The organism is Haloarcula montana (assembly GCF_035666295.1).
GTDB classification, from domain to species: Archaea; Halobacteriota; Halobacteria; order Halobacteriales; family Haloarculaceae; genus Haloarcula; species Haloarcula montana.
Genome location: NZ_CP142027.1, coordinates 1,837,104 through 1,859,572 on the forward strand (window position 1 = coordinate 1,837,104; position 22,469 = coordinate 1,859,572).

The following is a 22,469-nucleotide window of genomic DNA, read 5'->3' on the forward strand; positions in this document are numbered from 1 at the left end:
CCAGACGGATATGAGTTCGGGCGCCGGCCCCGAGGACAGTGCCGACAGCCTGCTGTCCGTCTTCGGGACGCCGCTGTTGTCGGCCCTGGAGAGCGACGCGGACCGGGCGGCGGCGCGTGCGCTCTGTCTCCTGGCCGACGCCGATCCGTCGGTCGTCCCGGCGCTGACCGAGCGACTCGTCGGTCGACTCCCCGAGGCGGACGACACGCAGGTCCTCGTCAGGACGCTCGCGACGCTTGCGGCCGACCACACCGACGCCGTCCGCCGGGTCGTCGCCGATCATCGTGACCGGAAACGTCTGTCGAGTGCGATCGCGGACGCGACGGTCTGGGAGTTCGACCGCGCCGCCGACGGCGGCAGCGTCGTCGGTGCCGTCAGACAGGCCGTCGACAGTCAACAGGCGGAGTCGGTCCGACCGGGTGTCGTCGAGCGAGAGACCGACACCAGCGGCCGGACCGCCGATCCCGAGCGAGCCGCAGACCGCGAACACCGGGGCGACCCCGCCGCCGTGACACGGCGTGAACGGCTCGCCCGTGCCGAACAGTCCGAGGCGTTCCAGGCGATCAGTCTCCTGGGGAACTTCGAGGAGATCGCCGTCGTCGAACCGGAACAGGCGGTCCGGTACGGCTCGGTGTTGCGGACCCGGGCGACCATTGACGGCGAGGACCACGGCGTTGCACTCCGGCTGTTTGACCCGCCGGACGACGAGGAGATCCGGCGGGCGTTCGGTGCCGGCGTCGCCGAGGCGCTGGCCCAGTGGGACGGGCTGGCCGTCCACGAGGGGATCGCGACCGTCCACGACTGGGGGGATTACCCCCGTCCGTGGGTCGCGACCCCGTACCTCGACGGGACACTTGCCGACCGTGGCCGGGTCGGCGTCGAGCGTGCGCTACGGGAGACCGCTCACCTCGCGGGCGCGCTCGCCCACTGTCACAACAACGGCGTCGTCCACGGCGGACTCGACCCGAAGACGGTCGTCTATCCGTCGAGCGAACTCTCGGGACTGCCGGCCCCCCGACTGGACAACGTCGGGATACTCACGATGGTCCGGGAGCACGTCCAGCCGGCGAACTACCTCGACCCGCGCTACGCCGCCCCGGAGTATTTCGACCGATCGTACGGCACCGTCGACGCGGCGACCGACGTCTACGCGCTCGGGGCCGTCTGCTACCGGCTCCTGACCGGCCGACCGCCGGTCACCGGCCAGTACGACGCTGTCCGGAAGACAATACTGAACGAGGGCGTTCCGGCACCGAGCGAACGAGAACCACAGCTTCCCGGGGGCGTCGACGCCATCGTCAGGAAGGCGACTGCGGGACGGAAGCTGAGTCGCTACGAGACGGCTGCGGAGGTTCGCCGGGACTGCTGGCGGCTGGTTCGCTCGCTCCCCTCAGACGAGTAATCCCGACTGCAATGCGGCGACCAGCAGTGTCACCGTAAGCACGCTCGCGACTGTCGTCACGAACACCGTCGCGCTCACGAACTCGCCGGGTTCGACGCCCGCCTCGTCGACGCTGAACGCGCCGACGAGGATGAGCGTCGTCACGCCGGTCGGGGTCGCAAGCAGGAGCACGACCACGCGAGCCGCGGTCCCGTTCCCGAAACCGACGAGTCCGTCGGTCGCGAGCACCGCCCCGGTGGCGACCAGGGGAGCCAACAGCAGTTTCAACGCGCTCGCGACCCCGACCGGGCGGAGGGTCCCCGCCACGTCGACCGAGGACAGTTGGATCCCGAGGATGAGCAACATCACGGGGATCGAGGCGTTGCCCAGCAACGCCAGCGTCTGCATGAGCGTCGACTCGGTCGGTGGAACGACGCCCAGCCACCGCACCGCCAGCGCGAGGACGACGGCGTACACCAGCGGGACGCCGAACACCCGGCGCATGTCCGCCAGCGGACTGCTCCCGCTGCCACGGGCGGCGACGTAGATACCCACCGTGTACAACAACACGCCCTGGAGGGCCGTCACGAGGACGGCGACGCTCCGTCCGGTCGGGCCGAAAGCGAAGTCGGCCAGGGGGATGCCGTAGTTGCCGGTGTTGGGGAAGACGCTCACGAGGACGAACGCGCCCAGGAGCGGTTCGGTGTGGCCCCAGAGCCGACCGATCCCCTCCGCGACCGCGAGCATCGCGGCCGTAAAGAGACCGACGGCGGCGACGACCGAGAGGATCGTCCCGCCGGCCAACTCCGAGGTCGTCAGGCTGTGGACGACCAGTGCCGGCGCGAGGACGTAGACGGTGATCGTGTTGAGCGGGTCGGCGTCGACGTTCTCGAACCGACCCAGGAGGAACCCCAGCACCGCCACACCGACGACCGGGAGGATAGCCGACGCGAAGATACCGAGCAGCGACACTGGTCGGGACTCACGCGGCGACGGTGAGAACCCTTTCGACTCGGCTCACCGCTCGTCGGGAGAGTCGGGCCTACAGTCCTCATCCACTCGAACGGGGCACGTACTACGAACGCGAAAACGGAGCGAAATCAGTTAGCGAGCAGTGCGGGCTGGGAAGCATCCGGCGCGCAGCGCGCCGCGACAAGCGGCCACCGCGCGCCAGGCGCGCGGCGGGAGGTCGCGAGGGACCGTCGGGCCCTCGCTGGTCGACCCTCGCTTACATCATGCCGCCCATGCCGCCGCCCATGCCGCCGCCCATGCCGCCCATGCCGCCGGGTGCGCCGCCGGGGCCGCCTGGGCCGCCTTCCTCGTCGTCGTCGTCGCCCTGGCCACCCTTGAGGTCGCCAGCGGCGATGACGTCGTCGATGCGCAGGATCATCACTGCGGCTTCGGTTGCGGATTCGATGGCCTGGGTCTTCACGCGCAGCGGCTCGACGACACCGTCTTCCTCCATGTCGACGATATCTCCGGAGTAGGCGTCGAGACCGGCGGTGACGGCACCGCCGTCGTGCTGGCTGCGGAGGTCGACCAGCGAGTCGATCGGGTCGTGACCCGCGTTCTCTGCGAGGGTGCGCGGGATGACGTCGATGGCGTCGGCGAAGGCCTCGACGGCGAGCTGTTCGCGGCCGCCGACCGAGTCAGCGTGGTCACGCAGACCGAGGGCGAGCTGGGTCTCGGGGGCACCGCCGCCGGGCAGGACCTTGCCGTCCTCCAGCGTGGCGGCGACGACGCCGAGCGAGTCCTCGATGGCGCGCTCGACCTCGTCGACGACGTGTTCGGTGCCACCACGGAGGATCATCGTGACGGCCTTTGCGTCCTCGACGTCCTCGACGAAGATCCGCTCGTCACCGGCGATGTCCTTCTGGGCGACAGAGCCGGCGAAGCCGAGGTCGTCCTCGGTGATGTCGTCGATGTTCGAGACGATGCGACCGCCTGTCGAGCGCGAGAGCGCGTCGATGTCGGATTTCTTGGCACGGCGGACCGCCAGGATGCCCTCCTGGGCGAGGTAGTGCTGGGCCATGTCGTCGATGCCCTTCTGGCAGAAGACGACGTCGGCGCCGACCTCGGCGAGCTTGTCGACCATTTCCTTGAGCTGCTTCTCCTCTTGGTCGAGGAACTGCTGGAGCTGGTCGGGATCGGTGACGTTGACCTCGGTGTCGAGTTCCGTTTCGGGAACCTCGATAGCCGTGTCCAGCAGCGCGATGTCGGCGTCCTCGACGGCGAAGGGCATGTTGTCGTGGACACGCTCCTTGTCGACGATGACGCCCTCGACGAGTTCGGACTCGTCGGTCGCGCCGCCGACGACGGTCTCGATCTGGATGTTGTCGGTGTCGACGGTGCCGTCCTCGTCAGCAACGGCCTGGACAGCACGGACGACGAGTTCGGCCAGCACGTCCTTCGAGGACTCGGCGCCCTTGCCGGTCATGGCCGTGCCGGCGACCTTCTCTAAGCTCTCGGTGTCGTCGGCGTCGACCTCGATGGCGTTCTCTTCGAGGATCTCCTTTGCCTTCTCGGCGGCCTGTCGGTACCCCTGGGCCAGGATGGTGGCGTGGATGTCCTGGTCCAGCAGTTCCTCGGCCTTCGAGAGGAGTTCACCGGCGATGACGACGGCCGTCGTCGTGCCGTCCCCGACCTCGTCCTCCTGGGTCTGGGCGACCTCGACGATCATGTTCGCGGCGGGGTGCTCGATGTCCATCTCGTCGAGGATGGTGACGCCGTCGTTCGTGACGACGACGGAGCCGGAGTTGTCGACGAGCATCTTGTCCATGCCCTTCGGACCGAGTGTGGTCCGAACGGACTCGGCGACGGCCTTGCCGGCCGTGATGTTCATGGACTGCGCGTCTTTCCCGGATGTCCGCTGGGACTCCTCGGAGAGTACGATAAGGGGCTGGTTGCCCATCTGCTGTTGAGCCATAGTCAAGACGATGATTGATTGTCCTTCTATATAAATCTACTGGAGGTAGTCCGGGAGGCGGTCATAGACGGCTCCAAAGTGGTATGAGAGGACGTACCGTGGTAAGTTTAAGTAGGCACCTGTCGTCACCCGGTAAAGCATCGGATCACGACATCGAATCACCAGTGCTCACGGCGTCAAGACCGTCGTAGCGTCGTTTTCCGCCGCAGTCCCGTGGTTATGTGCTCATGCCGAATCGGCGGTGGCGGAGTTCGGGGGTGATCTGGATACGGTCGATATCCTGGCCGGTGCGGTACCAGACGAACGCCGCCCGGGTGAACAGTTCACGACATTCGATCCGGACCTCCCGGGGGTTGCCCTCGGTCCGCTCGTGGATGTCCTCGATTGCAGCCTTGGTGAACAGGTCCGGGGGCTGTCCGTCGTACTCCTCGCCCCGGAAATAGGCCAGCGAACGGGCGATGTACTCGGCGACGTCGTTGGGCGAGAACGGATCGATCCCCTCGTAGTAGCGCAGTCGGGAGTCCAGCGTCCCGCGGATCTCGGCGACGCGGCGCTTGCCTTCGGGCGTGCCCGAGAGGAACAGACGGACGCCGGCGTCGCCCGCGACCTGCAGCGGCGACAGCAACTCGGCGTCGAGCACCTCGATCTCGTCGACGACGAGCAACAGCGTCCGGTCGTCCTCGCGGACCCGCCGGACCATCTCGCGGACGGCCTGCTTGGCGTCGGCGGTCGCCCACGGGATCCCGTTGCGGACCTGCGAGTACCGTCCGAAATCGACGGAGTAGCCCGCCGAGTAGCCGGCGACGAGGATCGTCTCGTAGAGCTTGCGGGCGGTGGTCTCGCCGGGGTTGTCCAGGTGTGTAACGACGAAGCGGTCGTGTTTGCCAAGGTCCCGGAGGACGATCTCGCGGAACGCGGACTTCCCGGAGCCGTAGGGGCTGACGAGCCCGATATGCTGGTCCTGAAGCAACCAGGAGGTGACCTGGTTCAGCATCTCCGTGTCGTGGCGGACGTACAGCGGTTCGGGCATGTGATCCAGGCCGGCCTCCTCGGTAAACGGGAGGTCGGTCACGTCCTCGGCAGGGCCACCCAGCGCCTCGCCGAACGACAACAGCCGCTGCTCGACCGCTTCGAGTTGGTCCAACAGGACACCGTCGGTAACCGAGTCGGCGTCGGCATCCGTCCGGATCTGTTCGAGTTTGTCGACGACATCCGAGACGGTCTGGCCGGAATCGCTGTCGGTGTCTGTCCCGCCGCCCGAACCAGTGCTATCGTTTCCCACAGTATTCTTTGAATATCTTTCGGGGCTGAATCAATATATGTTGCGCCTGTGAGCCGTGTCGAGCGGTTGGCGCTCAGCCCGTGAACTGATGATACTCCAGGCCCTTGTGTTTCATCTCGTTGTGTTTCCGTTCGAGGAACGAGTACACCGACCCGTGGGGAGCGCCGTCCAGCAGCATCTCCACCGCTTCGCGGACGGCGTCGACCTGTTCGGGGCCGCCGATGATCCCCAGCGTCGAGCCGTAGATGACGACCGCGGCACCCGTCAGCTCCTGCATGAGTTCGCGGGTCCGTCCACCCTCGCCGATGAGCCGGCCCTTCTGCCGGCGGAAGTCGTTCTTGTTGCGGGAGGCGGCCTCGATGTCGATGAGTTCGAACATCATCATGTCGTCTTCGAGCAGCGCCAGCGCGTCGTCCGGGGAGAACCCGCGGCCGATCGCCTTGACGATGTCCGGCCCCTTCAGCGCCGTCACGGGGTCGCCGACGGTCTCGATCTTGACCGATCCGTCCTCGGAGTCGATGTCGAGACGGACCTCCGCGCGGTCCTCGATCTCGCGCATCGTCTCACCACCGTCGCCGATGAGAACACCGATCCGGTCCTGCGGAATCTTCACGTGTTGCATAAGTATATCCGTTCGTAAGAGGGCCAGACCGTTTAAAACTTCGGCGTGCAAGCCGTCCTGCGACCGGTTCTCAGGGGTCGCAGCTGTGGCGCCCGAGGGAGTCGGTCCCCTGTCGGACGGTCCCGTCGTCGGTCACCCAGAGCGTGACGTACTCGAACTCGATCGTTTCGAGGTCGGCGTCGTGCTCGCGGTTCCACTGCTCGCAGTGGTACTGGAGGAATAGGTCCCGCTCGGCGGCGTATCCCGGTTGCCGGAGGTTGCTCAGGTACTTGCGCCAGCGCTGGTTGGGGTACTGGTGAGCGAGGTCGTCCAGTCCGGCCGGCCGGTCATCGGTGACGGGGCCGCCGTGGGCAACGCCGACCGTCGTCCCGTTCGCCAGGGTTCCGGGGAGGCGGTACCACCCCGTCTCCCGGAGCGGGTCCGGTGCGAACATGTTCCAGTACTGGGTCAGATACAGCGTCTCGCCGTAGGTCTCCAGCGGCTCGGGGGTCGTGTCCTGCGGGCCGATATCGGCCCGGTTGGTCAGCAACTGTGCGTTGAACCCCCCGACGAACAGCAGCGAGACGAGGATGACGACGACGGCGACGACACGGAGTTGAGCACGCAACCGGGCGAGCCTGTCGGGGGTCGACAGCGTCGGATAGAGCCCGTTAAGAAACGCCTCCAACGCGGGGCGGCGGAGTCGTTCGATCCGCTCGGGCGGGAGCAGGCGGTCCCAAACCGGCGTCGGGAGAAAGAGGAGCAACACCGTGACGACGACCGCCGGAAACAGGCCGAGATGCATCGAGAGGGCCATCCCGACGTGCATCGAGACGAACAGCGAGGCGAGGAGTGTGCGTTTCCACCCCGTCAGGAGCAGGAGGCCGGGCGAGAGCGTCCAGAGGACGAAGACGGTATACCCCAGGACAGTTGTCACGAGCGGGATGGTCCCGAGGAACTCCCCGAAGACGGTCGTGAAATGGCCCAGTCGGAGCGTGTAGGTCAGCCCGTCGCCGGCCGCCCAGACCGTCCCCATGTGTTTGAGCGTGGCGTTGGTGCCGTACATGAACACGACCTGGCCCAGCAACGCGGCGGTACCGAGCGAGGCGACCCGTGTCGGCGGAGCCTCGCGGTGGAGCGCGTCCACCGAGAACCGCGCGCCGAGCGGGACGAACAGCGACCAGAACAGCGTCAGCCGCAACAGCGTGTCCCCGCCGTTGAGTGCCATCGGGAACCGTGCGTGCAGCGAGAGCCACAGCAGCCAGGTCAACAGCGTCGCCAGCCGGGTCCGATAGCCAACGAGGAAGGCGAGTGCCACGATTCCCTGAAGCGCGAACAGTGCGGCCAACTCCGGCACGTCGCCGACCACCAGATGCACCGAAAGCGGGTCGTACAGCTCGATCGCCGCCGGTCGCGGGAAGACGCCGCTGTCGCTGTAGTGGGCGCGGAGATCCCGGGCGCGTAACAGGAGATCCGACAGCAGCAACAGCCCGAGCGAGATGCGAACGACCCCCAGCGACCGCGTGTCGACGGCGACGCGGTCGCGGACGGCGGCCCGGAGCCGCTGGGGAAGTCGTTCCTGCCAGGTGCCCATACGTCCAGTCGACAGGTGTCCCTCTTAGCGCTTTGCCTGACTGAAAGGGTGGTTTGGGCTACGCCGCCGGATCGTCGACATCGTCCGTCTCGCCGTCCTCTCGCTCGGCCGCGACCGCGTCGTCGTCGGCTCCCCGGTCGGTGTCGTCGTTGTCCCGCGGCGTCGCGTACTCCCGGACGTACGCGAGCAGGTCGTCGGGGGAAGTTTCGACACCCTGGCGGGCGAAGAAGTTCGCCACGTTCCGGCAGTCCCGTTCGAGGAACTCCTCGGCGTTGGGATGGTAGACGGTGACCGCCTGCCCGAGGTCGATGATGTACAGTTGCCCCTCGTGGAAGACGATGTTGTACTCCGAGAGGTCGCCGTGTACCAGGCCGGCGTCGTAGAGCCGCCGCATGTACTCTTTGACGACATCGAAGGCCATCTGGGGGTTCTCGATGTGGACCTCGCTGAGCCTGCGGGCTCGCCCCTCCTCGGTGCCCAGATACTCCATGACGAGGACGTTGCGCTCGACGGCGATGGGCTCGGGCGTCCGGACGCCGGCCCGTCTGGCCCGTTTCAGATTCGACGACTCCTTGCGAACCCAGGCGGTGACGACCTTCTTCTTGTCCGACCCGATCCCCTCGAAGCGCGGGTCGCCGTCGAGATACCCCCGCATGTCCTTGAAATCGGAGGCGTTGATACGGTAGACCTTGACCGCGACCTCTTTCTCGCCCGACAGTGCGGTGTAGACGTTGGCCTCTTTGCCTGTCGAGATCGGGCCACCGAAGGCGTCGATGTGGCCGTCCTGAACGAGTTTGTACAGCGCGCCGTAGGTGGCGTCGTCGAAGACGCTGGCCTCGACTTTGAACTGGTCCGCGTCCTTGATGCGCTCGCGAAACTGGCTGAACTCGCGGTCCCGCTTGCGGGCGATACGATCGGCTTCGGTGTCGGAAACGTCGACTTCCTCCCACTCGTCACCCGGTGTCTCGACCTCGTCGGTGTCGAGGAGCCCGAACTCCGCCTCTGTCACGTCTCGGCCCTCACTTGTCGGGTCATGCGGTGGCTACTCCTGGATGTGTCCCTCCTCGCGGAGCTGGTCCGCGTCCTGTTTCTCGTAGCGCCAGGTGATGTCGGCCTTCTCGTCTTGCCAGTCCCAGGGCTCGACGAGCACCACGTCGTCTTCCCGAATCCAGATGCGTTTCTGCATCTTGCCCGGGATCCGGGCGGTTCGTTCGACCCCGTCCATACAGCGGACCGTCACCCGGTTCGCACCGAGCATGTCTGTGACGATCGCGAACACCTCGTCCTCCTCGGGCATCCTGAGGTCCTTCCGGCTGTCGTTGTCGCTCATGCGCGGACGTTCGTTCCCGGGAGGTTTAACTTCTGTCGACTAGGTTGGGGCCACCAACCACAATCCTTATTCGGCGGACTCCGAACTGTTTTGACAGTATGAGCGACGAGCACGACCGCAGACACTTTCTGAAGTTCGCGGCCTCCGGGACGGCCGCCTCCCTGGCCGGCTGTGTCTCCTCCGACGGCGACGAGGAGTCGATCGACCCCACCGAGACGGACCTCGACGGGACACCGACCGAGACCTCCGTTCAGACGACCGCGGGGAGCGACACGGCGACGGTGACGGCCGCTATCCGGCCCGACCCCGCCAAACTCCAATCGATACGAACCGAGATTACCGAACGCGTCCAGAACGGCTCGATCAACCAGACGCAAGCCCAGACGGAGTTCCAGCGCCGACGGGCGGAACTGCTCACCGAGGGCGCCGAGTCCTTCCGGAGTTACCTCTCGGAGACGCCGATGACGCTGGAGGACGCGAAAGCCGACAGCGGCGCCTTCCTCGTCAGCGGCCCGTCGAACGCGATCGTCGGGATGCTCACGGACAACCAGGTCGAGGCACTGATCCCGGCAGCGAACTTCGAGAACATCTGATCGGGACTGCCGACAATGAGTGTGACACTACCCGGAGACGCCGACGAGTGGGCCACGCAGTGGCGCGACCGGCTCAACGACCGGACCGAGTTCCGGACGGCCGCCGAGGAGTTCGTCGCGACCTTCGAGTTCGAGATCCAGGCCGACGACACGTACGAGGGTGATTCGGTCACGATCGTCGTTGATGTCGACGACGGCACCTGTACCGGTGCCGCCATCAGCGCAGACGGCGACTACGACTTCGCCCTTCGGGGGCCATACGCCGCCTGGAAGGCCCTGCTGCAGGGCGAGTTGGACGTCTCGGAGTCGGTGATGAGCGGGACCTTCGATGTCGAGGGGAACACCATGACGCTGTTGCGCCGGCAGGACGCTATCGCCGAGATGGTCGCCGCCGCGCAGGGGATCGACACCGGCTTCGAGTACTGACCGACGGGCTTTTTTCGCCGACCGGAGGAATCGGGGTATGCTCGACAAACTCGGCGCGGTCGGTATCGTCGGTATCGTCGTCGCAGTCGGTGGGATCGGACTCGTCGCGTCACAGGCACCGCTGATCGCGGCCGGGATCGCGTTCGTCGTCGCCGGTCTCGCGCTCGTCGTCTACGGACTCGTCTCCACGCTCATGGCCGCGTTCGGCATGGGCGGGGCGGGCGGACTCCCCTGAACCGTCCCGGCAATCGAACGCGGAGGGGGGACTCCGAGCGACCTCGCACAGACACGCCGACAGATCGTGACACTCGTCGTCAGTCCTCGACCGGGCGGTCAGCGCGGTGTTCGCTGATGATCTGGTCGACCATCTCGGCGTTGCGCTCGCGTTTGCGGTCCTCGGCGCGGTCCTCCCAGTCGGCGACCGCCGCCTCCACCTCGCGTTCGCGGGCCACGGCCAGTTCGTCGACCTCCTGGACGGTGACTAGCTCCGCGGGTGCGACCGGGACACGGTGGTCGAACAGCACCTCGTCGGCGGCGTCCGAGAGGTTCCCCGACCGGAGGACGATACGGGGGTCGATTTCCGCGAGCAGTTCGGCCGTCGACCGGCCGGCCCCGGAGGCGTCCCGGAACATGACGATGTCGTCCTCGGCCAGGCCGAACCGCTCGTCGGCGGTCTCGATGTCGCTCCGGGTGAACTGCTCGACGACCTTGACCGGGACCAGCCCCTCCTGTTTCTCGGAGACGTCCGCGAAGTTCGAGTGGTCGAGCTTCCAGAGGGATTTCAACCGCTCTAACTTATCCGACAGTTCTTCGCGTTTCTCGCGTTCGGCCTCCAGGTCCCGTTCCAGCGCGTCGTTGCGCCGCTGGAGCCGGGTGACCTCCCGGTCTTTGCGGACCTCGCGCCGGCCCTCGCTTCGGGCCTTCTCTAGCTGTTTGTCCTTCTCTTCGAGTTGGTCGTCCTTGCGCTGGATGGTCGATTTGAGGTCCTCGACGTGGGATTCGAGTCGGTCGATCCGCGATTCGAGCCGCCGGATTTCCTCCTCCTCCTCGGTCAGTTCCCGCGGTTCGTGGTCGGTCGTCTCCTCTTCGTCGTCGTCCTCGCCGGTGATGTCCGAAAGGACCGCTTCGACGGACTCCTCGCCGGCGACGACGCGGGCGACGACCGGGCCGACTTCCTCCTGTGGCGGGACCTTGCTGGCGATGCGGTCGAACTGGTCCTCGTGGTCCTCGTAGGCGTAGAGCGCGGCCGCCATCGCGTCCCGTTCGTGGTCGTTGTCGTACCCCTCCTCGCGGGTCCGGTGTTTCTTCTCGTCGACCGGGAGGTCCCGGTCGGGCGTCCAGCCGGCGGCGTTGAACGATCGACGGAGTTTCTCGACGGTGTTTGGCATCGGCGTCACGTCGGCGGCGACGACGACCGGGCGGCCCCGTTCGATGATCCACTCCGTCGTCGCGGCCGCGTCGTCGGTCCGCGAGGAGTAGACGTCCAGTACCTCGCCGTCGAGGCCGACGATGGCGACGGCCGTCGTCGTCCCCGGGTCGACGCCGACGACGACGTGGTCCCGGCGTTTGGCCAGCGGGTGGAACTCGATGCCGTCCCGGCGGACCCGCTCGATCTCGACGCGGGTGTCGCCCGAGCGGTTCCGGGAGACCGGAATGTCCTGTGGACGCGCCTGGACGCGGAAGACGGCGTTCGAGAAGCCGCCGTACTTCTCGGTGACCTCGCGGTCGTATTCCAGGCCGGCCTCCTCCAGGGCGGACTCGACTTCCCGAGCGTGGGTCTTGACAGAGCCGTGGATGCGGCGGGTGTACCGGTCCTCGGACCAGCCGCCCTTTCCGGTCGAGCGCCCGCGGGCGACTTTGACCTCGGTCGTGTCGGTAAAGGCCGACACCTCCTGGCCGACGTTTGCCGCCGCCAGGCGCGCGGCGGCCTCGGCCTCCTGCATCGGCTTCTTGCCGTACGGGACGCCGTGTCGCTTGGCGACCCGGGAGAGCGGTTCCGGCCGCTCGTCGCCGGTCACCTGGACTAACCGTGTTTCGTCCGGGAGTTGCCCGAGGAAGTGGACGAGTTGGTCCTTGTCGGCGGCCAGTTCGTACATGTTGTCCGTGGCGACCATCGCCGGCTCCTCGGCCTCGATCCGTCGACGGAGTTTCCGCCGTGAGACCACGTCGCGCTCGATGGACTCCCCGTCGAAGACTACAAGCGCGTAGGAGGGAGCGTCCCCGCGCACGTCGCCGCTCTGGATGTCGACCCCGAAGACAACCGCGTCCAGGGCTGCCGTGCGATTCACGCACGGGCGTAGGCGGCCAGTGACAATAAATCCGTTCCGAGCCCCACCGGCGTCGGTCGGTCGACGGCGCACCGGTGCGCCTTTTTGAGGGTGGCGGCCCACGTCACCAGTATGGCTCACCGTGCCAACTACGCGCGCTGTACGTTCCAGCAACACCTCGGTCCGTCGGCGGATTCCCTCGATGTTCCCTGGGCGGAGTTCGTCGGCGACCGGACCGATCGGCTCGACTTCGAGGTTCCGGTCGCCGACCCCGCCGACCCCTACGTCGAGATGCAGGTCTACGACGTGGGCGACTACGACCACGAACTGCTCGTCAACGGGGAAGCCCTCTCCGGGTTCGACATCGCGATCGGCGACGGCTGGCAGTACTGGATGGACACCGTCGCTCCCGACCGTCTCGACGAGGGGGAGAACACGCTCCAGTTCCGCCGCAACGCCGACGGGACGGACGCGTTCGTCGTCGGATCGGTAAACGTCCACTGGAAGGAACCCATCGCGTAGTATATAAAACCGCTTCTCGACCGATACTGGCCCGTGTGACCGAGTGTCACAATATCCGGTAGATAGCCCCGTAGTGTTGCGGTTTCACCGATTCGAACCGGGATACCCTCGTGGCGACCGAGCGGAACTAACCCATACTTTTATATAGAACCACATACAATCTTCGCCTGATTATGAGTCAACGTCAGATGCAGGGACAGCCGATGATCATCCTGGGAGAGGATTCCCAGCGGATGAAGGACAAATCTGCACAGGAACACAACATCTCCGCGGCTCGCGCGGTCGCCGAGTCGGTCCGGTCGACACTCGGGCCGAAAGGGATGGACAAGATGCTCGTCTCCTCGATGGGCGATGTCACCGTAACGAACGACGGGGTGACGATCCTCCAGGAGATGGACATCGACAACCCGACGGCCTCGATGATCGTCGAGGTCGCCGAGACCCAGGAGGACGAGGCCGGTGACGGCACCACCTCCGCCGTCGCCATCGCGGGCGAGCTGTTGAAGAACGCGCAGGATCTCCTGGAGCAGGACATCCACCCGACGGCGATCATCAAAGGGTTCGACATGGCCGCAAGCGAGTCCAAGGAGATCGTCGCAGACATCGCGACCGATGTCGACCCCGACGACGAGGAGCTGCTCCGGAAGGTCGCCGAGACCTCGATGACCGGCAAGGGCGCCGAGCTCAACAAGGAACTGCTCGCCCAGCTCATCGTCGACGCCGTCAACGCCGTCACCGTCGAGGCCGAGGACGGCTCGGTCGTCGCGGACCTGGAGTATCTCAACATCGAGACCCAGACCGGTAGCTCCGCCGGCAACTCCGAACTGCTGGAAGGCGCCGTCATCGACAAGGACGCCGTCCACGAGGAGATGGCGGAGAACGTCGACGACGCGAAGGTCCTGTTGATCGATACGGCGATCGAACTGGACGAGACCGATGTCGACGCCCAGCTCTCGGTCGACGACCCGAGCCAGCTCCAGACGTTCCTCGACAAGGAAGAGGAACAGCTCAAGCAGATGGTCGATCAGATCGCCGCGACCGGCGCCAACGTCGTCTTCTGCCAGAAGGGCATCGACGACATGGCCCAGCACTACCTCGCACAGCAGGGTATCCTCGCGGTCGAACGAGCCAAGAAATCCGACATCGAGTTCCTGAAGGAGGTTCTGGGCGCTCGCGTCGTCTCCGACCTGGACTCCGCCACCGAAGACGACATCGGGCACGGCTCCGTCGAGCGCGACGCTGCCGAGGGCCTGTTCTACGTCGAGGGGACCGGAGCGGACGCCCACGGCGTCACGCTGCTCCTGCGCGGTTCGACCGACCACGTCGTCGACGAACTCGAACGCGGCGTCACGGACGCACTCGACGTCGTCGCCAGCACCGTCGCCAACGGCACGGTCCTGGGCGGCGGCGGCGCACCGGAAATCGAGGTCGCTGCCCGTCTGCGGGACTACGCCGACTCCGTCGAGGGCCGCGAACAGCTAGCCGTCGAGGCCTTCGCCGACGCGCTGGAGATCATCCCCCGGACGCTCGCCGAGAACGCCGGGCTGGACTCCATCGACACGCTGGTCGACCTGCGGGCCGCCCACGAGGACGGCGAGGTCAGCGCCGGCCTGAACGTCTTCACCGGTGACGTCGAAGATACCCTGGAGACCGGCGTCGTCGAACCGGCTCACGCCAAGCGACAGGCACTCTCCTCGGCTGTCGAGGCCGCGAACCTGGTGCTCAAGATCGACGACATCATCGCTGCGGGCGACCTCTCGACCTCCGGTGACGGGGACGAGGGCGGCGCGCCCGGTGGCGCCCCCGGCGGTATGGGCGGCATGGGCGGCGGTATGGGCGGCATGATGTAAACCCACTTTTTGCACCTCACTCGCGCCGCTTCGCGGCGCTCGTTCGGGCAAAAACATGGGGAAAAATCGCGGCTCGCTCCTGTCGCGCGCCGGAGGCGCGCGGTAGTCCGCTCGCCGCGGTCGAACCGGCGCGCTGCGCGCGCCGGATACGTATCCCTGCTACCGCTCCGCACCGTTCGCTAATCGATCGCGGTTTCTTCGACTTCTATCCCTTAACCACGGCGCTCGCGGTGAACCCCGACTGCGACGGCTCGCCTGCCCCGGGCACGCGCAACTGAGACAGGTCTTTGTAGCGACCGCTCCTTGCTCTACCAGATGCTCCGACTCGCCGTCGCCACCCGCGCCGAGACCTTCGAGCGGATGCGCGAGCCACTCGCCCAGCGTGGCATCGAGATCGGCCACGTCGAGACCGCCGAACGGGCGATTCCCCTCGGCGGGTCGCCGTTCGAAGCATACGACGTGGGCCTCGTTTACCCGTCGCGCATCATGGAGGGAGCCGTCGCCGACGCCATGCTCGACGTCCCGTGGGTCAACGATCGCGAGGCGATCCTCCGATCGCGGAACAAGGGCGACGTGCTGACCCGTCTCGGCCGCGCGGACGTCCAAGTCCCCGAGACAGTCATGCTCTCGAACCCGGCCGACGAGGCCGACCTCGTTGCCGCCTTCGAGCGGATCGGCCCGCCCGTCGTCGTCAAACCGAACTCCACGACCCGCGGCGTCGGCGTCGCGGTCGCCCACGACCTCGATTCCTTCCTGGGTATCGCGGACTACCTCGATCTGGTCCACGACTACCGTGCGACGGGGGACCGGTCGTTCCTGGTCCAGGAGTACCTCCCCGACGCCCGCGACTACCGGGCGATGGTTCTGGGCGGTGAGTACGTCGGTGCGGTCGAGCGTCGCCTGCCGGCGGACGCACGCGACAGCGGCCGCTGGAAGCACAACGTCCACCGCGGCGCCGAGGCGACCGGCGTCGACCTCCCCGCGGAACACCGACGGCTGGCCGAACGAGCGGCCGCGGTGCTAGGGATCGACTATCTCGGCGTGGATCTGCTCGTGACCGACGACCGCGCGGTGGTCAACGAGACCAACGCCCGGCCGACGATCGACAGCGCGACGAAGTACGAAGCCGGGTTCTGGGACGATCTGGCGGGACTGATACGAGAAACTGCGGAGCGGTAAGTGCCGTACAGCCCGACCGACGGAACGCAGTTCCTGCGGCAAGCATCCGCCGAGCGAAACGGGGCTTCACCGGCCGCGAACGGAGTTAGCGTCCGGCCGTTTTCCCTATTTTTGGAAGGGGGGTCACCATCGGCGACCCTCTGCAGTACAAAGTGGGTCTCTATAGCTCGATGTCGGCCGAGTCCTCTTCGCGGTCGAAGGTGACTTCGAGGATACCGTTGTTGTACGTCGCCGAAGCGGAGTGCTCGTCGACGCGGCTCGGCAGGGTGAGCCGTTCGTGGTACTCCCGGTCGTGACTGCCGGCGTCGATGGTCAACACCGTGCCGTCACACTTCAGATCGATCGCCTCTTTCTCGACACCGGGGACGTCGGCGACGACCCGGACCTCGTCGTCGGTTTCGTGGACATCGACGTGGATGTTCCCGCCGTCCGCACTCGTGTCCCGATCGATGTGGACCTCCCCCTCGGCGCCCATCATCTCGTCCATCATCCGCTCTATCTCCCGGAAGAACTCGTCGAACGGATCGTCGTCGTCACGTCTCATTACTACTCGGTGATTGGGTCGTCCGTCTCAAAAGCCTTCTGTCGGGGTCCGTTCTTGACGGTGGATCGAACACATTCACTCACATCCGTCTCTCCCGTGTGAAACAGTCACGTCTATGCGGTCCTGTTCGGTACGGAACGCGCACAAACAAACAATAATCCGCGACAACTCCGAAAACTCTTTACTCTGAACCGAAGGTATTCTAAGCGGTATGAGCGACCCAGTTCGTGTCGGCCTCAACGGCTTCGGCCGGATCGGCCGGAACGTATTCCGTGCTTCGCTGGAGAACGACGATGTCGAGATCGTCGGGATCAACGACGTGATGGACGACGACGAGATCGATTACTTCGCACAGTACGACACCGTCATGGGAACACTCGACGGTGCAGGCGTCGAAGACGGCGTTCTCTCCGTCGAGGGTACCGATTTCGAGGCGGGCGTCTTCCACGAGACCGACCCGACCCAGCTCCCCTGGGACGACCTCGACGTCGATGTCGCCTTCGAGGCGACCGGCATCTTCCGCACCAAGGAAGACGCCAGTCAGCATCTCGAAGCGGGTGCCGACAAGGTCCTGATCTCGGCGCCGCCGAAAGGTGACGACCCCGTCAAACAGATCGTCTACGGCGTCAACGAGGACGAGTACGACGGCGAGGATGTCGTCTCGAACGCCTCCTGTACGACCAACTCCATCACCCCCGTCGCGAAGGTGCTCGACGAGGAGTTCGGCATCAACGTCGGCCAGCTAACGACCGTCCACGCCTACACCGGCTCCCAGAACCTGATGGACGGTCCCAACGGTAAGCCCCGGCGCCGCCGCGCGGCCGCCGAGAACATCATCCCGACCTCGACGGGCGCCGCACAGGCGACTACCGAGGTCCTGCCCGAACTCGAAGGCAAACTCGACGGGATGGCCATCCGCGTCCCGGTCCCCAACGGTTCGATCACGGAGTTCGTCGTCGACCTCGACGACGACGTGACCGAGGCTGATGTCAACGCCGCATTCGAGGCGGCCGCTACCGGCGAACTGGAGGGTGTCCTGGGTGTCACCGACGAGGATGTCGTCTCCTCTGATATCCTCGGCGACCCCTACTCGACGCAGGTCGACCTGGAGTCGACGAACGTCGTCAACGGACAGACGAAGATCCTGACCTGGTACGACAACGAGTACGGCTTCTCGTGCCGGATGCTCGACATGGCGCAGTACATCACCGAGGCGTAACCGGCCGTCGCTGCTCCGACGGTTCGTCTGAGTACCGTATTCTACCCGTTTTCGTCGGTCCTGACGTGCTCCGAAGAACCTGCCACGAGGGGACGGCTGCGTTGGCGTCGGGAGTTCACCGGCGGTCGAGACCGATTCCGTCGCCCGCTTGCCCGGTTGCAGGTCGGCTCTCCCCGTTCGGCTCTGGTTCGCCAAGCGCCGGCCCGACTCGGAAACGACTAAACACACGGCCGGCGTCCCCTCGGACATGACGTTCCAGACGCTCGATGACCTCGAGGACGGCCAGCGCGTCCTCGTTCGCCTCGACCTCAACTCGCCGGTCGAGGACGGCGAGGTACAGGACAACCGCCGGTTCGACCGCCACGCCGAGACGATCCGCGAACTGGTCGACCGGGAGTTCGAGATCGCGGTCATGGCTCACCAGGGCCGACCCGGCCGTGACGATTTCGTCTCGCTCGAACAGCACGCCGACATCCTCGCGGACCACATCGACCAGGAGGTCGCCTTCGTCGACGAGACCTACGGTCCGCAGGCGATCCACGACATCGCCGACCTGGACAGTGGCGACGTGCTCGTCCTGGAGAACACCCGGATGTGTGACGACGAACTCCCCGAGGAAGACCCCGAGGTCAAGTCCCAGACGGAGTTCGTCCAGACGCTGAAAGGGGAGTTCGACGCCTACATCAACGACGCCTACTCGGCGGCCCACCGCTCACACGCTTCCCTCGTGGGGTTCCCGCTGGTGATGGACGCCTACGCCGGCCGGGTCATGGAGACCGAGTACGAGGCCAACACCGCCATCGCCGAGAAGGAGTTCGACGGCCAGGTGACGATGGTCGTCGGCGGCACCAAGGCCACCGACGTCATCGACGTGATGACACACTTAGACGAGAAGGTCGACGACTTCCTGCTGGGCGGGATCGCCGGCGAACTGTTCCTCCGTGCGGCCGGCCACCCCGTCGGTTACGATGTCGACGACGCGAACCTCTACGACGAGCAGTGGGAGGCAAACAGCGAGAAGATCGAGTCGATGCTGGCGGACCACGGCGACCAGATCACGCTAGCCGTGGATCTGGCCTACGAGGACGACGGTGATCGCGCCGAACAGGCCGTCGACGACATCGAGGAGAAGACGGTCTCGTATCTCGACGTGGGTTCGGAGACGGTCATGGAGTACTCGCCGATCATCCGTGACTCCGAGGCGGTCTTCGTGAAGGGTGCGCTCGGGATGTTCGAGGACGAACGGTTCTCTGTCGGCACGGCCGGCGTGCTGGAAGCCATCGCCGACACCAACTGCTTCTCCGTGGTCGGGGGCGGCGACACCTCCCGTGCCATCGAGATGTACGGGATGTCGGAAGACGAGTTCGGACACGTCTCGATCGCGGGCGGGGCCTACATCCGCGCGCTCACCGGCGCGAAACTCGTCGGTGTCGAAGCCCTCAAGCGCTGAGAACGGCTTTTCAGGCGTTGCGTTTCGTCTCCGCGTGGCGCAGTTCCCACGCGTCCTCGTCCTCGTCGGCGTCGGCGACGGAGGGGCGTCGCTCCCGGGATCGGAGCCGTGCGTGCCGCGCTGTCCAGTCGCTGTCGTCGTCGCGGGCGTCGGCCGTACCCTTCGGTGACATATCCACTGGTATCACCGTCTCGATTATATCTTTTGTGATCAATCATGAATAAAACTAACTCGGATGCGAGTACACGTTCGCCGGACCGCAGGGAGTAGCGGGCGCTCGCGGGCACGGAAGCGAAGGGCTTTCCGCACACTCGGACCTACTGGGAGTATGTTCACCGGTATCGTCGAGGCGACCGGCGAAGTACTCGCAGTCGAAGACGACGAGGGCGGCCGTCGGCTCCGGATCGACGCCCCGTTCTCGGAACTGGACCACGGCCAGTCGATCAGCGTCAGCGGCGCCTGTCTCACCGTCGAGGCGTTCGGCGACGGCTGGTTCGAGGTGTTCCTCGCCCGGGAGACGCTCGCCCGGACGTTCCTCGACGAGATCCGGGCGGGCGACCGGCTCAACCTCGAACGGGCGATGCCCGCCGACGGCCGGTTCGACGGCCACATCGTCCAGGGCCACGTCGACGCCACCGCCGGGGTCGTCGGCATCGACCAGGAGGGCGAGGACTGGACGTTCTCCTTCTCGCTGCCCGACGCCCAGCGGGACTACCTCGTCGAGAAGGGGTCGATCACCGTCGACGGCATCAGCCTCACCGTCGCCGCCCGCAACGACGAGCACTTCGATGTCGCGATCATCCCGACGACCTACGACGAGACGACGCTCTCGGAGAAGTCAGTCGGCGACCCGGTCCACTTAGAGGTCGACGTTGTCGCCAAGTACGTCGAACAGCTCTGCTAGGGCTCGAATTCGGTCTCTTCGGTTCGATGCTGTGGCCCGTCGTCGGTCTCGTGAGCCCGCGAGTACGCCTGTCGGTACGCCCGCAGTTTCCGGACCAGAACGAATCCGAACACCGAGTCGTAGACGACGACGAACCCGAAGAAGGCGACGAGATAGTCGACGTTGTACACCTCCGAGATGATGAACGTCACCGGACTGGCCAGCGTGTTGTACATCGCGTGGATAATCGAGGCGATGAGCAACCCCTTGAGGACGATCGGGCCGGCGTCCTCGGGGTTGAACTTCGCTAGACCGAGGTAGTAGCCGGCGAACGCCGAGTAGATGACGTGGCCCGGGCCGGCCAGTGCCCGGATCGCGGTGATTCCGCTGCTCTCCCCGATCGCCCGGAACGTCCCGCCGACGATCTCGGTGTTCTGGGTGATATACAAGGCGTTCTCGATGGTCGCAAAGCCCAGCCCCGCCGCGGCGCCGTAGACCGCCCCGTCGATCACCGCGTCGAACCGGTCGTCACGGAACGCATAGAGGCGCACGGCCAGCAGTTTCACGCTCTCCTCGACGGGACCGACGACCAAGAAGAAGAAAAAGAACTGTCCGGCCGGGGGAAACAGCCCGAACCCCGACCCGATCGCCTGGACCGGGACGCCGATGAAGACGTTGAGGAAGCCCGCAAACCCCGCGAACAGCACACCCAACAGGAAGGTCCCGACGAGCAGTGTCAGCGGTTCCTGGGTCGTCACGTCCGCGTACCAGATGTAGGCGGCAAGCGCCAGCGCAGGAACTGCCGACAGCAGCGCCATCCCGGCGACGACCGGCTGATCGCCGATCGCGCCCAGGCTCCCGAACAGGATCTGGAGGCCGAGGATGAGGATCGCGAGCAGGACCGTCAGCCACCGGATCGCCCGCAGGGAGACGTAGTAGAGCCAGTGGGCGAACCGGTCCAGCACAGAGCGGGGCTCCCAGTCCGCGATCTCGTAGAGGTCTTCGGATGGGTCCGCGTTCGCTTCGACCGGGTCCCGCCGTCGCCGTGCCATATCACGGGTAGGGGCCGCCCGCTACCTAACGGTTTGGCACTGTCACCGAGGCGAGGGGGTTTTGACTCCCGCCCCCGTACCGTGTCATATGACTCTTCGGGCGGGTGTACTCGCTGTCCAGGGCGATGTCTCGGAACACGCGGCGGCAATCGAACGGGCCGCCGCGGCCCACGACGAGACCGCCGAGGTCGTCGAGATCCGCGAGGCCGGGCTCGTCCCCGACTGTGACGTTCTCCTCATGCCGGGTGGCGAATCCACGACGATCTCACGACACATCCACCGTATCGGTCTCGACGAGGAGATTCAGGCCCACGTCGCGGCCGGAAAACCCGTGCTCGCGACCTGTGCCGGGCTCATCGTCGCCGCCAGCGACGCCCACGACGACCGCGTGGACACGCTGAACCTCGTCGATGTCACCGTCGAGCGCAACGCCTTTGGCCGACAGAAAGACAGTTTCGAGGCCGCCCTCGATGTCTCGGGGCTGGACGAACCGTTCCCGGCGGTGTTCATCCGGGCACCGCTGATCGACTACGTCGGCGACGACGTGGAGGTCCTGGCGACCTGGGACGACCAGGCGGTTGCGGTCCGGGACGGTCCCGTCGTCGGGACCTCCTTCCACCCGGAGCTGACCGCGGACTCCCGGCTCCACGATCTGGCCTTCTTCGAGGCGTAGCGACGGGTTGAAACGCTCGCCCGTCGACGAGCCGGTATGCGCGACAGCGACGCCGACATCGTCCGGGAGCTGTTCGAGGTCATCGAGGACCGCAAGGAGACTCTGCCCGAGGACTCCTACACTGCCTCGCTGTTCACCCACGAGAAAGGAGAAAACGCCGTCTTAGAGAAACTCGGCGAGGAGACGACGGAACTCGTTTTGGCAGCCAAAGACGACGACCGCGAGGAGATCGCCCACGAAGCCGCGGATATCGTCTATCACATGCTCGTCCTGCTGTCGATGAAGGAGATGGACGTCGAGGACCTGCTGGACGAACTGGAAACGCGACGGTAGCCTCACTCGCCGTCGACGGCTTCGAACCGGTGGCGGACGACCTCGCTGTCGTCGTCCCACTCGAACGAGTCGTGGACGCGTTCGAGTCGCTGGCGGTAGGCCGCTAGGTCCTCGGACCCTTCGCGGCGGGCGTCCTCGTCGGTCAGATCGCCGAGCGTTCGCCGGGTCACGTCGGTCACCTCGAACCGTTGCCCGTCGATCTCGAAGGTATCGCCCGCCTCTGCGTAGGCGTGTCCGCGGTGTAGTTGTGTGACTCGGCCCGCGGCGGCCATCTGCTGGACGTGCTCGTTGGGCAGGAGTTCGCCGGCGTCGATGTGTGCCATACCGGTAGTCACGGCGCGAGCGACAAAAGCGGTCGGCCGAA

At 66.0% G+C, this 22,469-nt stretch carries 24 protein-coding genes; 12 read left to right on the top strand and 12 right to left on the bottom strand.

Translation table 11 applies throughout. From position 1 onward, the window contains the following. The first annotated feature begins 10 nt into the window (after positions 1-10). Positions 11-1,402 carry a protein kinase domain-containing protein gene (locus VJ109_RS09605; protein ID WP_324756318.1) on the top strand — a complete coding sequence of 464 codons (1,392 nt, stop codon included), beginning with the start codon at positions 11-13 and terminating at the stop codon, positions 1,400-1,402. Here the strand turns inward: VJ109_RS09605 and VJ109_RS09610 are convergent. From VJ109_RS09610 to eif1A, 7 genes are all read right to left on the bottom strand, one after another. After that, positions 1,391-2,353, bottom strand: a complete 963-nt coding sequence (locus tag VJ109_RS09610) for an AEC family transporter (RefSeq protein WP_324756320.1) — start codon at positions 2,351-2,353, stop codon at positions 1,391-1,393. The genes VJ109_RS09605 and VJ109_RS09610 overlap by 12 nt on opposite strands. A gap of 256 nt (positions 2,354-2,609) precedes the next feature. After that, positions 2,610-4,292: a thermosome subunit alpha gene (gene thsA / locus VJ109_RS09615; RefSeq protein ID WP_324760325.1), complete on the bottom strand. Its 1,683-nt coding sequence runs from the start codon at positions 4,290-4,292 to the stop codon at positions 2,610-2,612. A 232-nt stretch (positions 4,293-4,524) separates the two neighbouring features. Further along, positions 4,525-5,496 (bottom strand): ATP-binding protein, encoded by a 972-nt coding sequence (locus VJ109_RS09620; protein ID WP_324760328.1) that lies wholly within the window; start codon positions 5,494-5,496, stop codon positions 4,525-4,527. Positions 5,497-5,662: 166 nt separating this feature from the next. Further along, positions 5,663-6,211: a KH domain-containing protein gene (locus VJ109_RS09625; RefSeq protein WP_324756322.1), complete on the bottom strand. Its 549-nt coding sequence runs from the start codon at positions 6,209-6,211 to the stop codon at positions 5,663-5,665. 70 nt (positions 6,212-6,281) lie between these two features. Continuing rightward, complete coding sequence (locus VJ109_RS09630) at positions 6,282-7,784, bottom strand: HTTM domain-containing protein (protein ID WP_324756324.1); 1,503 nt, start codon at positions 7,782-7,784, stop codon at positions 6,282-6,284. Between the two features lie 58 nt (positions 7,785-7,842). Then, positions 7,843-8,793 (bottom strand): serine/threonine-protein kinase Rio1, encoded by a 951-nt coding sequence (gene rio1 / locus VJ109_RS09635; RefSeq protein ID WP_324756326.1) that lies wholly within the window; start codon positions 8,791-8,793, stop codon positions 7,843-7,845. Positions 8,794-8,826: 33 nt separating this feature from the next. Then, positions 8,827-9,114: a translation initiation factor eIF-1A gene (eif1A, locus tag VJ109_RS09640; protein WP_276178015.1), complete on the bottom strand. Its 288-nt coding sequence runs from the start codon at positions 9,112-9,114 to the stop codon at positions 8,827-8,829. Between the two features lie 98 nt (positions 9,115-9,212). Here eif1A and VJ109_RS09645 point away from each other — a divergent pair, with 98 nt between their 5' ends. Genes VJ109_RS09645 through VJ109_RS09655 form a run of 3 tightly spaced genes read left to right on the top strand, consistent with a single transcriptional unit; the run spans position 9,213 to position 10,368 of the window. Beyond that, entirely contained in the window at positions 9,213-9,707 is a 495-nt protein-coding gene (locus tag VJ109_RS09645) for a twin-arginine translocation signal domain-containing protein (protein WP_324756329.1), read from the top strand. Positions 9,708-9,722: 15 nt separating this feature from the next. Beyond that, on the top strand, positions 9,723-10,133 hold the full coding sequence (locus VJ109_RS09650) for an SCP2 sterol-binding domain-containing protein (RefSeq protein WP_324756331.1): 411 nt from the start codon (positions 9,723-9,725) through the stop codon (positions 10,131-10,133). Positions 10,134-10,170: 37 nt separating this feature from the next. Beyond that, positions 10,171-10,368, top strand: a complete 198-nt coding sequence (locus VJ109_RS09655) for a DUF7470 family protein (RefSeq protein ID WP_324756333.1) — start codon at positions 10,171-10,173, stop codon at positions 10,366-10,368. Between the two features lie 79 nt (positions 10,369-10,447). On the opposite strand, the gene VJ109_RS09660 is transcribed toward VJ109_RS09655, so the two are convergent. After that, on the bottom strand, positions 10,448-12,421 hold the full coding sequence (locus VJ109_RS09660; protein WP_324756335.1) for a DUF460 domain-containing protein: 1,974 nt from the start codon (positions 12,419-12,421) through the stop codon (positions 10,448-10,450). Positions 12,422-12,532: 111 nt separating this feature from the next. Between VJ109_RS09660 and VJ109_RS09665 the strand changes: the two genes are divergently transcribed. The 3 genes from VJ109_RS09665 (at position 12,533) to VJ109_RS09675 (ending at position 15,951) form a co-directional block, all read left to right on the top strand. Beyond that, positions 12,533-12,922 carry a DUF7383 domain-containing protein gene (locus tag VJ109_RS09665; RefSeq protein WP_324756337.1) on the top strand — a complete coding sequence of 130 codons (390 nt, stop codon included), beginning with the start codon at positions 12,533-12,535 and terminating at the stop codon, positions 12,920-12,922. Positions 12,923-13,095: 173 nt separating this feature from the next. Further along, positions 13,096-14,772: a thermosome subunit beta gene (gene thsB / locus VJ109_RS09670; protein WP_434737253.1), complete on the top strand. Its 1,677-nt coding sequence runs from the start codon at positions 13,096-13,098 to the stop codon at positions 14,770-14,772. A gap of 315 nt (positions 14,773-15,087) precedes the next feature. Next, positions 15,088-15,951, top strand: coding sequence for an ATP-grasp domain-containing protein (locus VJ109_RS09675; protein WP_324756338.1), 864 nt, complete (start codon positions 15,088-15,090; stop codon positions 15,949-15,951). 160 nt (positions 15,952-16,111) lie between these two features. Here the strand turns inward: VJ109_RS09675 and VJ109_RS09680 are convergent, their stop codons facing one another. After that, the gene (locus tag VJ109_RS09680) at positions 16,112-16,495 is read right to left on the bottom strand and encodes an Hsp20/alpha crystallin family protein (protein ID WP_324756340.1); all 384 of its coding nucleotides are present in this window, start codon (positions 16,493-16,495) and stop codon (positions 16,112-16,114) included. A 211-nt stretch (positions 16,496-16,706) separates the two neighbouring features. Here VJ109_RS09680 and gap point away from each other — a divergent pair, with 211 nt between their 5' ends. Further along, on the top strand, positions 16,707-17,714 hold the full coding sequence (gap, locus tag VJ109_RS09685) for a type I glyceraldehyde-3-phosphate dehydrogenase (protein ID WP_324756342.1): 1,008 nt from the start codon (positions 16,707-16,709) through the stop codon (positions 17,712-17,714). A 247-nt stretch (positions 17,715-17,961) separates the two neighbouring features. Further along, positions 17,962-19,164 carry a phosphoglycerate kinase gene (locus VJ109_RS09690; protein WP_324756344.1) on the top strand — a complete coding sequence of 401 codons (1,203 nt, stop codon included), beginning with the start codon at positions 17,962-17,964 and terminating at the stop codon, positions 19,162-19,164. 10 nt (positions 19,165-19,174) lie between these two features. On the opposite strand, the gene VJ109_RS09695 is transcribed toward VJ109_RS09690, so the two are convergent. Further along, complete coding sequence (locus tag VJ109_RS09695) at positions 19,175-19,336, bottom strand: hypothetical protein (RefSeq protein WP_276177995.1); 162 nt, start codon at positions 19,334-19,336, stop codon at positions 19,175-19,177. 156 nt (positions 19,337-19,492) lie between these two features. Here VJ109_RS09695 and VJ109_RS09700 point away from each other — a divergent pair, with 156 nt between their 5' ends. Next, positions 19,493-20,068, top strand: a complete 576-nt coding sequence (locus tag VJ109_RS09700) for a riboflavin synthase (protein ID WP_324756346.1) — start codon at positions 19,493-19,495, stop codon at positions 20,066-20,068. Here the strand turns inward: VJ109_RS09700 and VJ109_RS09705 are convergent. Then, entirely contained in the window at positions 20,065-21,099 is a 1,035-nt protein-coding gene (locus tag VJ109_RS09705; protein WP_324756348.1) for a PrsW family intramembrane metalloprotease, read from the bottom strand. The genes VJ109_RS09700 and VJ109_RS09705 overlap by 4 nt on opposite strands. 88 nt (positions 21,100-21,187) lie before the next feature. Between VJ109_RS09705 and pdxT the strand changes: the two genes are divergently transcribed. After that, positions 21,188-21,772, top strand: a complete 585-nt coding sequence (gene pdxT, locus VJ109_RS09710) for a pyridoxal 5'-phosphate synthase glutaminase subunit PdxT (RefSeq protein ID WP_324756349.1) — start codon at positions 21,188-21,190, stop codon at positions 21,770-21,772. 36 nt (positions 21,773-21,808) lie between these two features. Then, positions 21,809-22,105 (top strand): phosphoribosyl-ATP diphosphatase, encoded by a 297-nt coding sequence (gene hisE / locus VJ109_RS09715; protein WP_276223241.1) that lies wholly within the window; start codon positions 21,809-21,811, stop codon positions 22,103-22,105. A 2-nt stretch (positions 22,106-22,107) separates the two neighbouring features. Here hisE and VJ109_RS09720 read toward each other — a convergent pair whose 3' ends face one another. Then, positions 22,108-22,428, bottom strand: a complete 321-nt coding sequence (locus tag VJ109_RS09720) for an ASCH domain-containing protein (protein ID WP_324756354.1) — start codon at positions 22,426-22,428, stop codon at positions 22,108-22,110. Positions 22,429-22,469 lie beyond the last annotated feature (41 nt).

Coding starts and splice junctions, on each gene's coding strand:
- VJ109_RS09645 (WP_324756329.1), top strand. CDS start 9,213: ATGAGCGACGAGCACGACCGCAGACACTTTCTGAAGTTCGCGGCCTCC.
- VJ109_RS09650 (WP_324756331.1), top strand. CDS start 9,723: ATGAGTGTGACACTACCCGGAGACGCCGACGAGTGGGCCACGCAGTGG.
- thsA (WP_324760325.1), bottom strand. CDS start 4,292: ATGGGCAACCAGCCCCTTATCGTACTCTCCGAGGAGTCCCAGCGGACA.
- eif1A (WP_276178015.1), bottom strand. CDS start 9,114: ATGAGCGACAACGACAGCCGGAAGGACCTCAGGATGCCCGAGGAGGAC.
- VJ109_RS09680 (WP_324756340.1), bottom strand. CDS start 16,495: ATGAGACGTGACGACGACGATCCGTTCGACGAGTTCTTCCGGGAGATA.
- gap (WP_324756342.1), top strand. CDS start 16,707: ATGAGCGACCCAGTTCGTGTCGGCCTCAACGGCTTCGGCCGGATCGGC.
- VJ109_RS09625 (WP_324756322.1), bottom strand. CDS start 6,211: ATGCAACACGTGAAGATTCCGCAGGACCGGATCGGTGTTCTCATCGGC.
- VJ109_RS09655 (WP_324756333.1), top strand. CDS start 10,171: ATGCTCGACAAACTCGGCGCGGTCGGTATCGTCGGTATCGTCGTCGCA.
- pdxT (WP_324756349.1), top strand. CDS start 21,188: ATGACTCTTCGGGCGGGTGTACTCGCTGTCCAGGGCGATGTCTCGGAA.
- hisE (WP_276223241.1), top strand. CDS start 21,809: ATGCGCGACAGCGACGCCGACATCGTCCGGGAGCTGTTCGAGGTCATC.
- VJ109_RS09605 (WP_324756318.1), top strand. CDS start 11: ATGAGTTCGGGCGCCGGCCCCGAGGACAGTGCCGACAGCCTGCTGTCC.
- VJ109_RS09690 (WP_324756344.1), top strand. CDS start 17,962: ATGACGTTCCAGACGCTCGATGACCTCGAGGACGGCCAGCGCGTCCTC.
- thsB (WP_434737253.1), top strand. CDS start 13,096: ATGAGTCAACGTCAGATGCAGGGACAGCCGATGATCATCCTGGGAGAG.
- VJ109_RS09705 (WP_324756348.1), bottom strand. CDS start 21,099: ATGGCACGGCGACGGCGGGACCCGGTCGAAGCGAACGCGGACCCATCC.
- VJ109_RS09700 (WP_324756346.1), top strand. CDS start 19,493: ATGTTCACCGGTATCGTCGAGGCGACCGGCGAAGTACTCGCAGTCGAA.
- VJ109_RS09675 (WP_324756338.1), top strand. CDS start 15,088: ATGCTCCGACTCGCCGTCGCCACCCGCGCCGAGACCTTCGAGCGGATG.
- VJ109_RS09665 (WP_324756337.1), top strand. CDS start 12,533: ATGGCTCACCGTGCCAACTACGCGCGCTGTACGTTCCAGCAACACCTC.
- VJ109_RS09630 (WP_324756324.1), bottom strand. CDS start 7,784: ATGGGCACCTGGCAGGAACGACTTCCCCAGCGGCTCCGGGCCGCCGTC.
- VJ109_RS09695 (WP_276177995.1), bottom strand. CDS start 19,336: ATGTCACCGAAGGGTACGGCCGACGCCCGCGACGACGACAGCGACTGG.
- VJ109_RS09720 (WP_324756354.1), bottom strand. CDS start 22,428: ATGGCACACATCGACGCCGGCGAACTCCTGCCCAACGAGCACGTCCAG.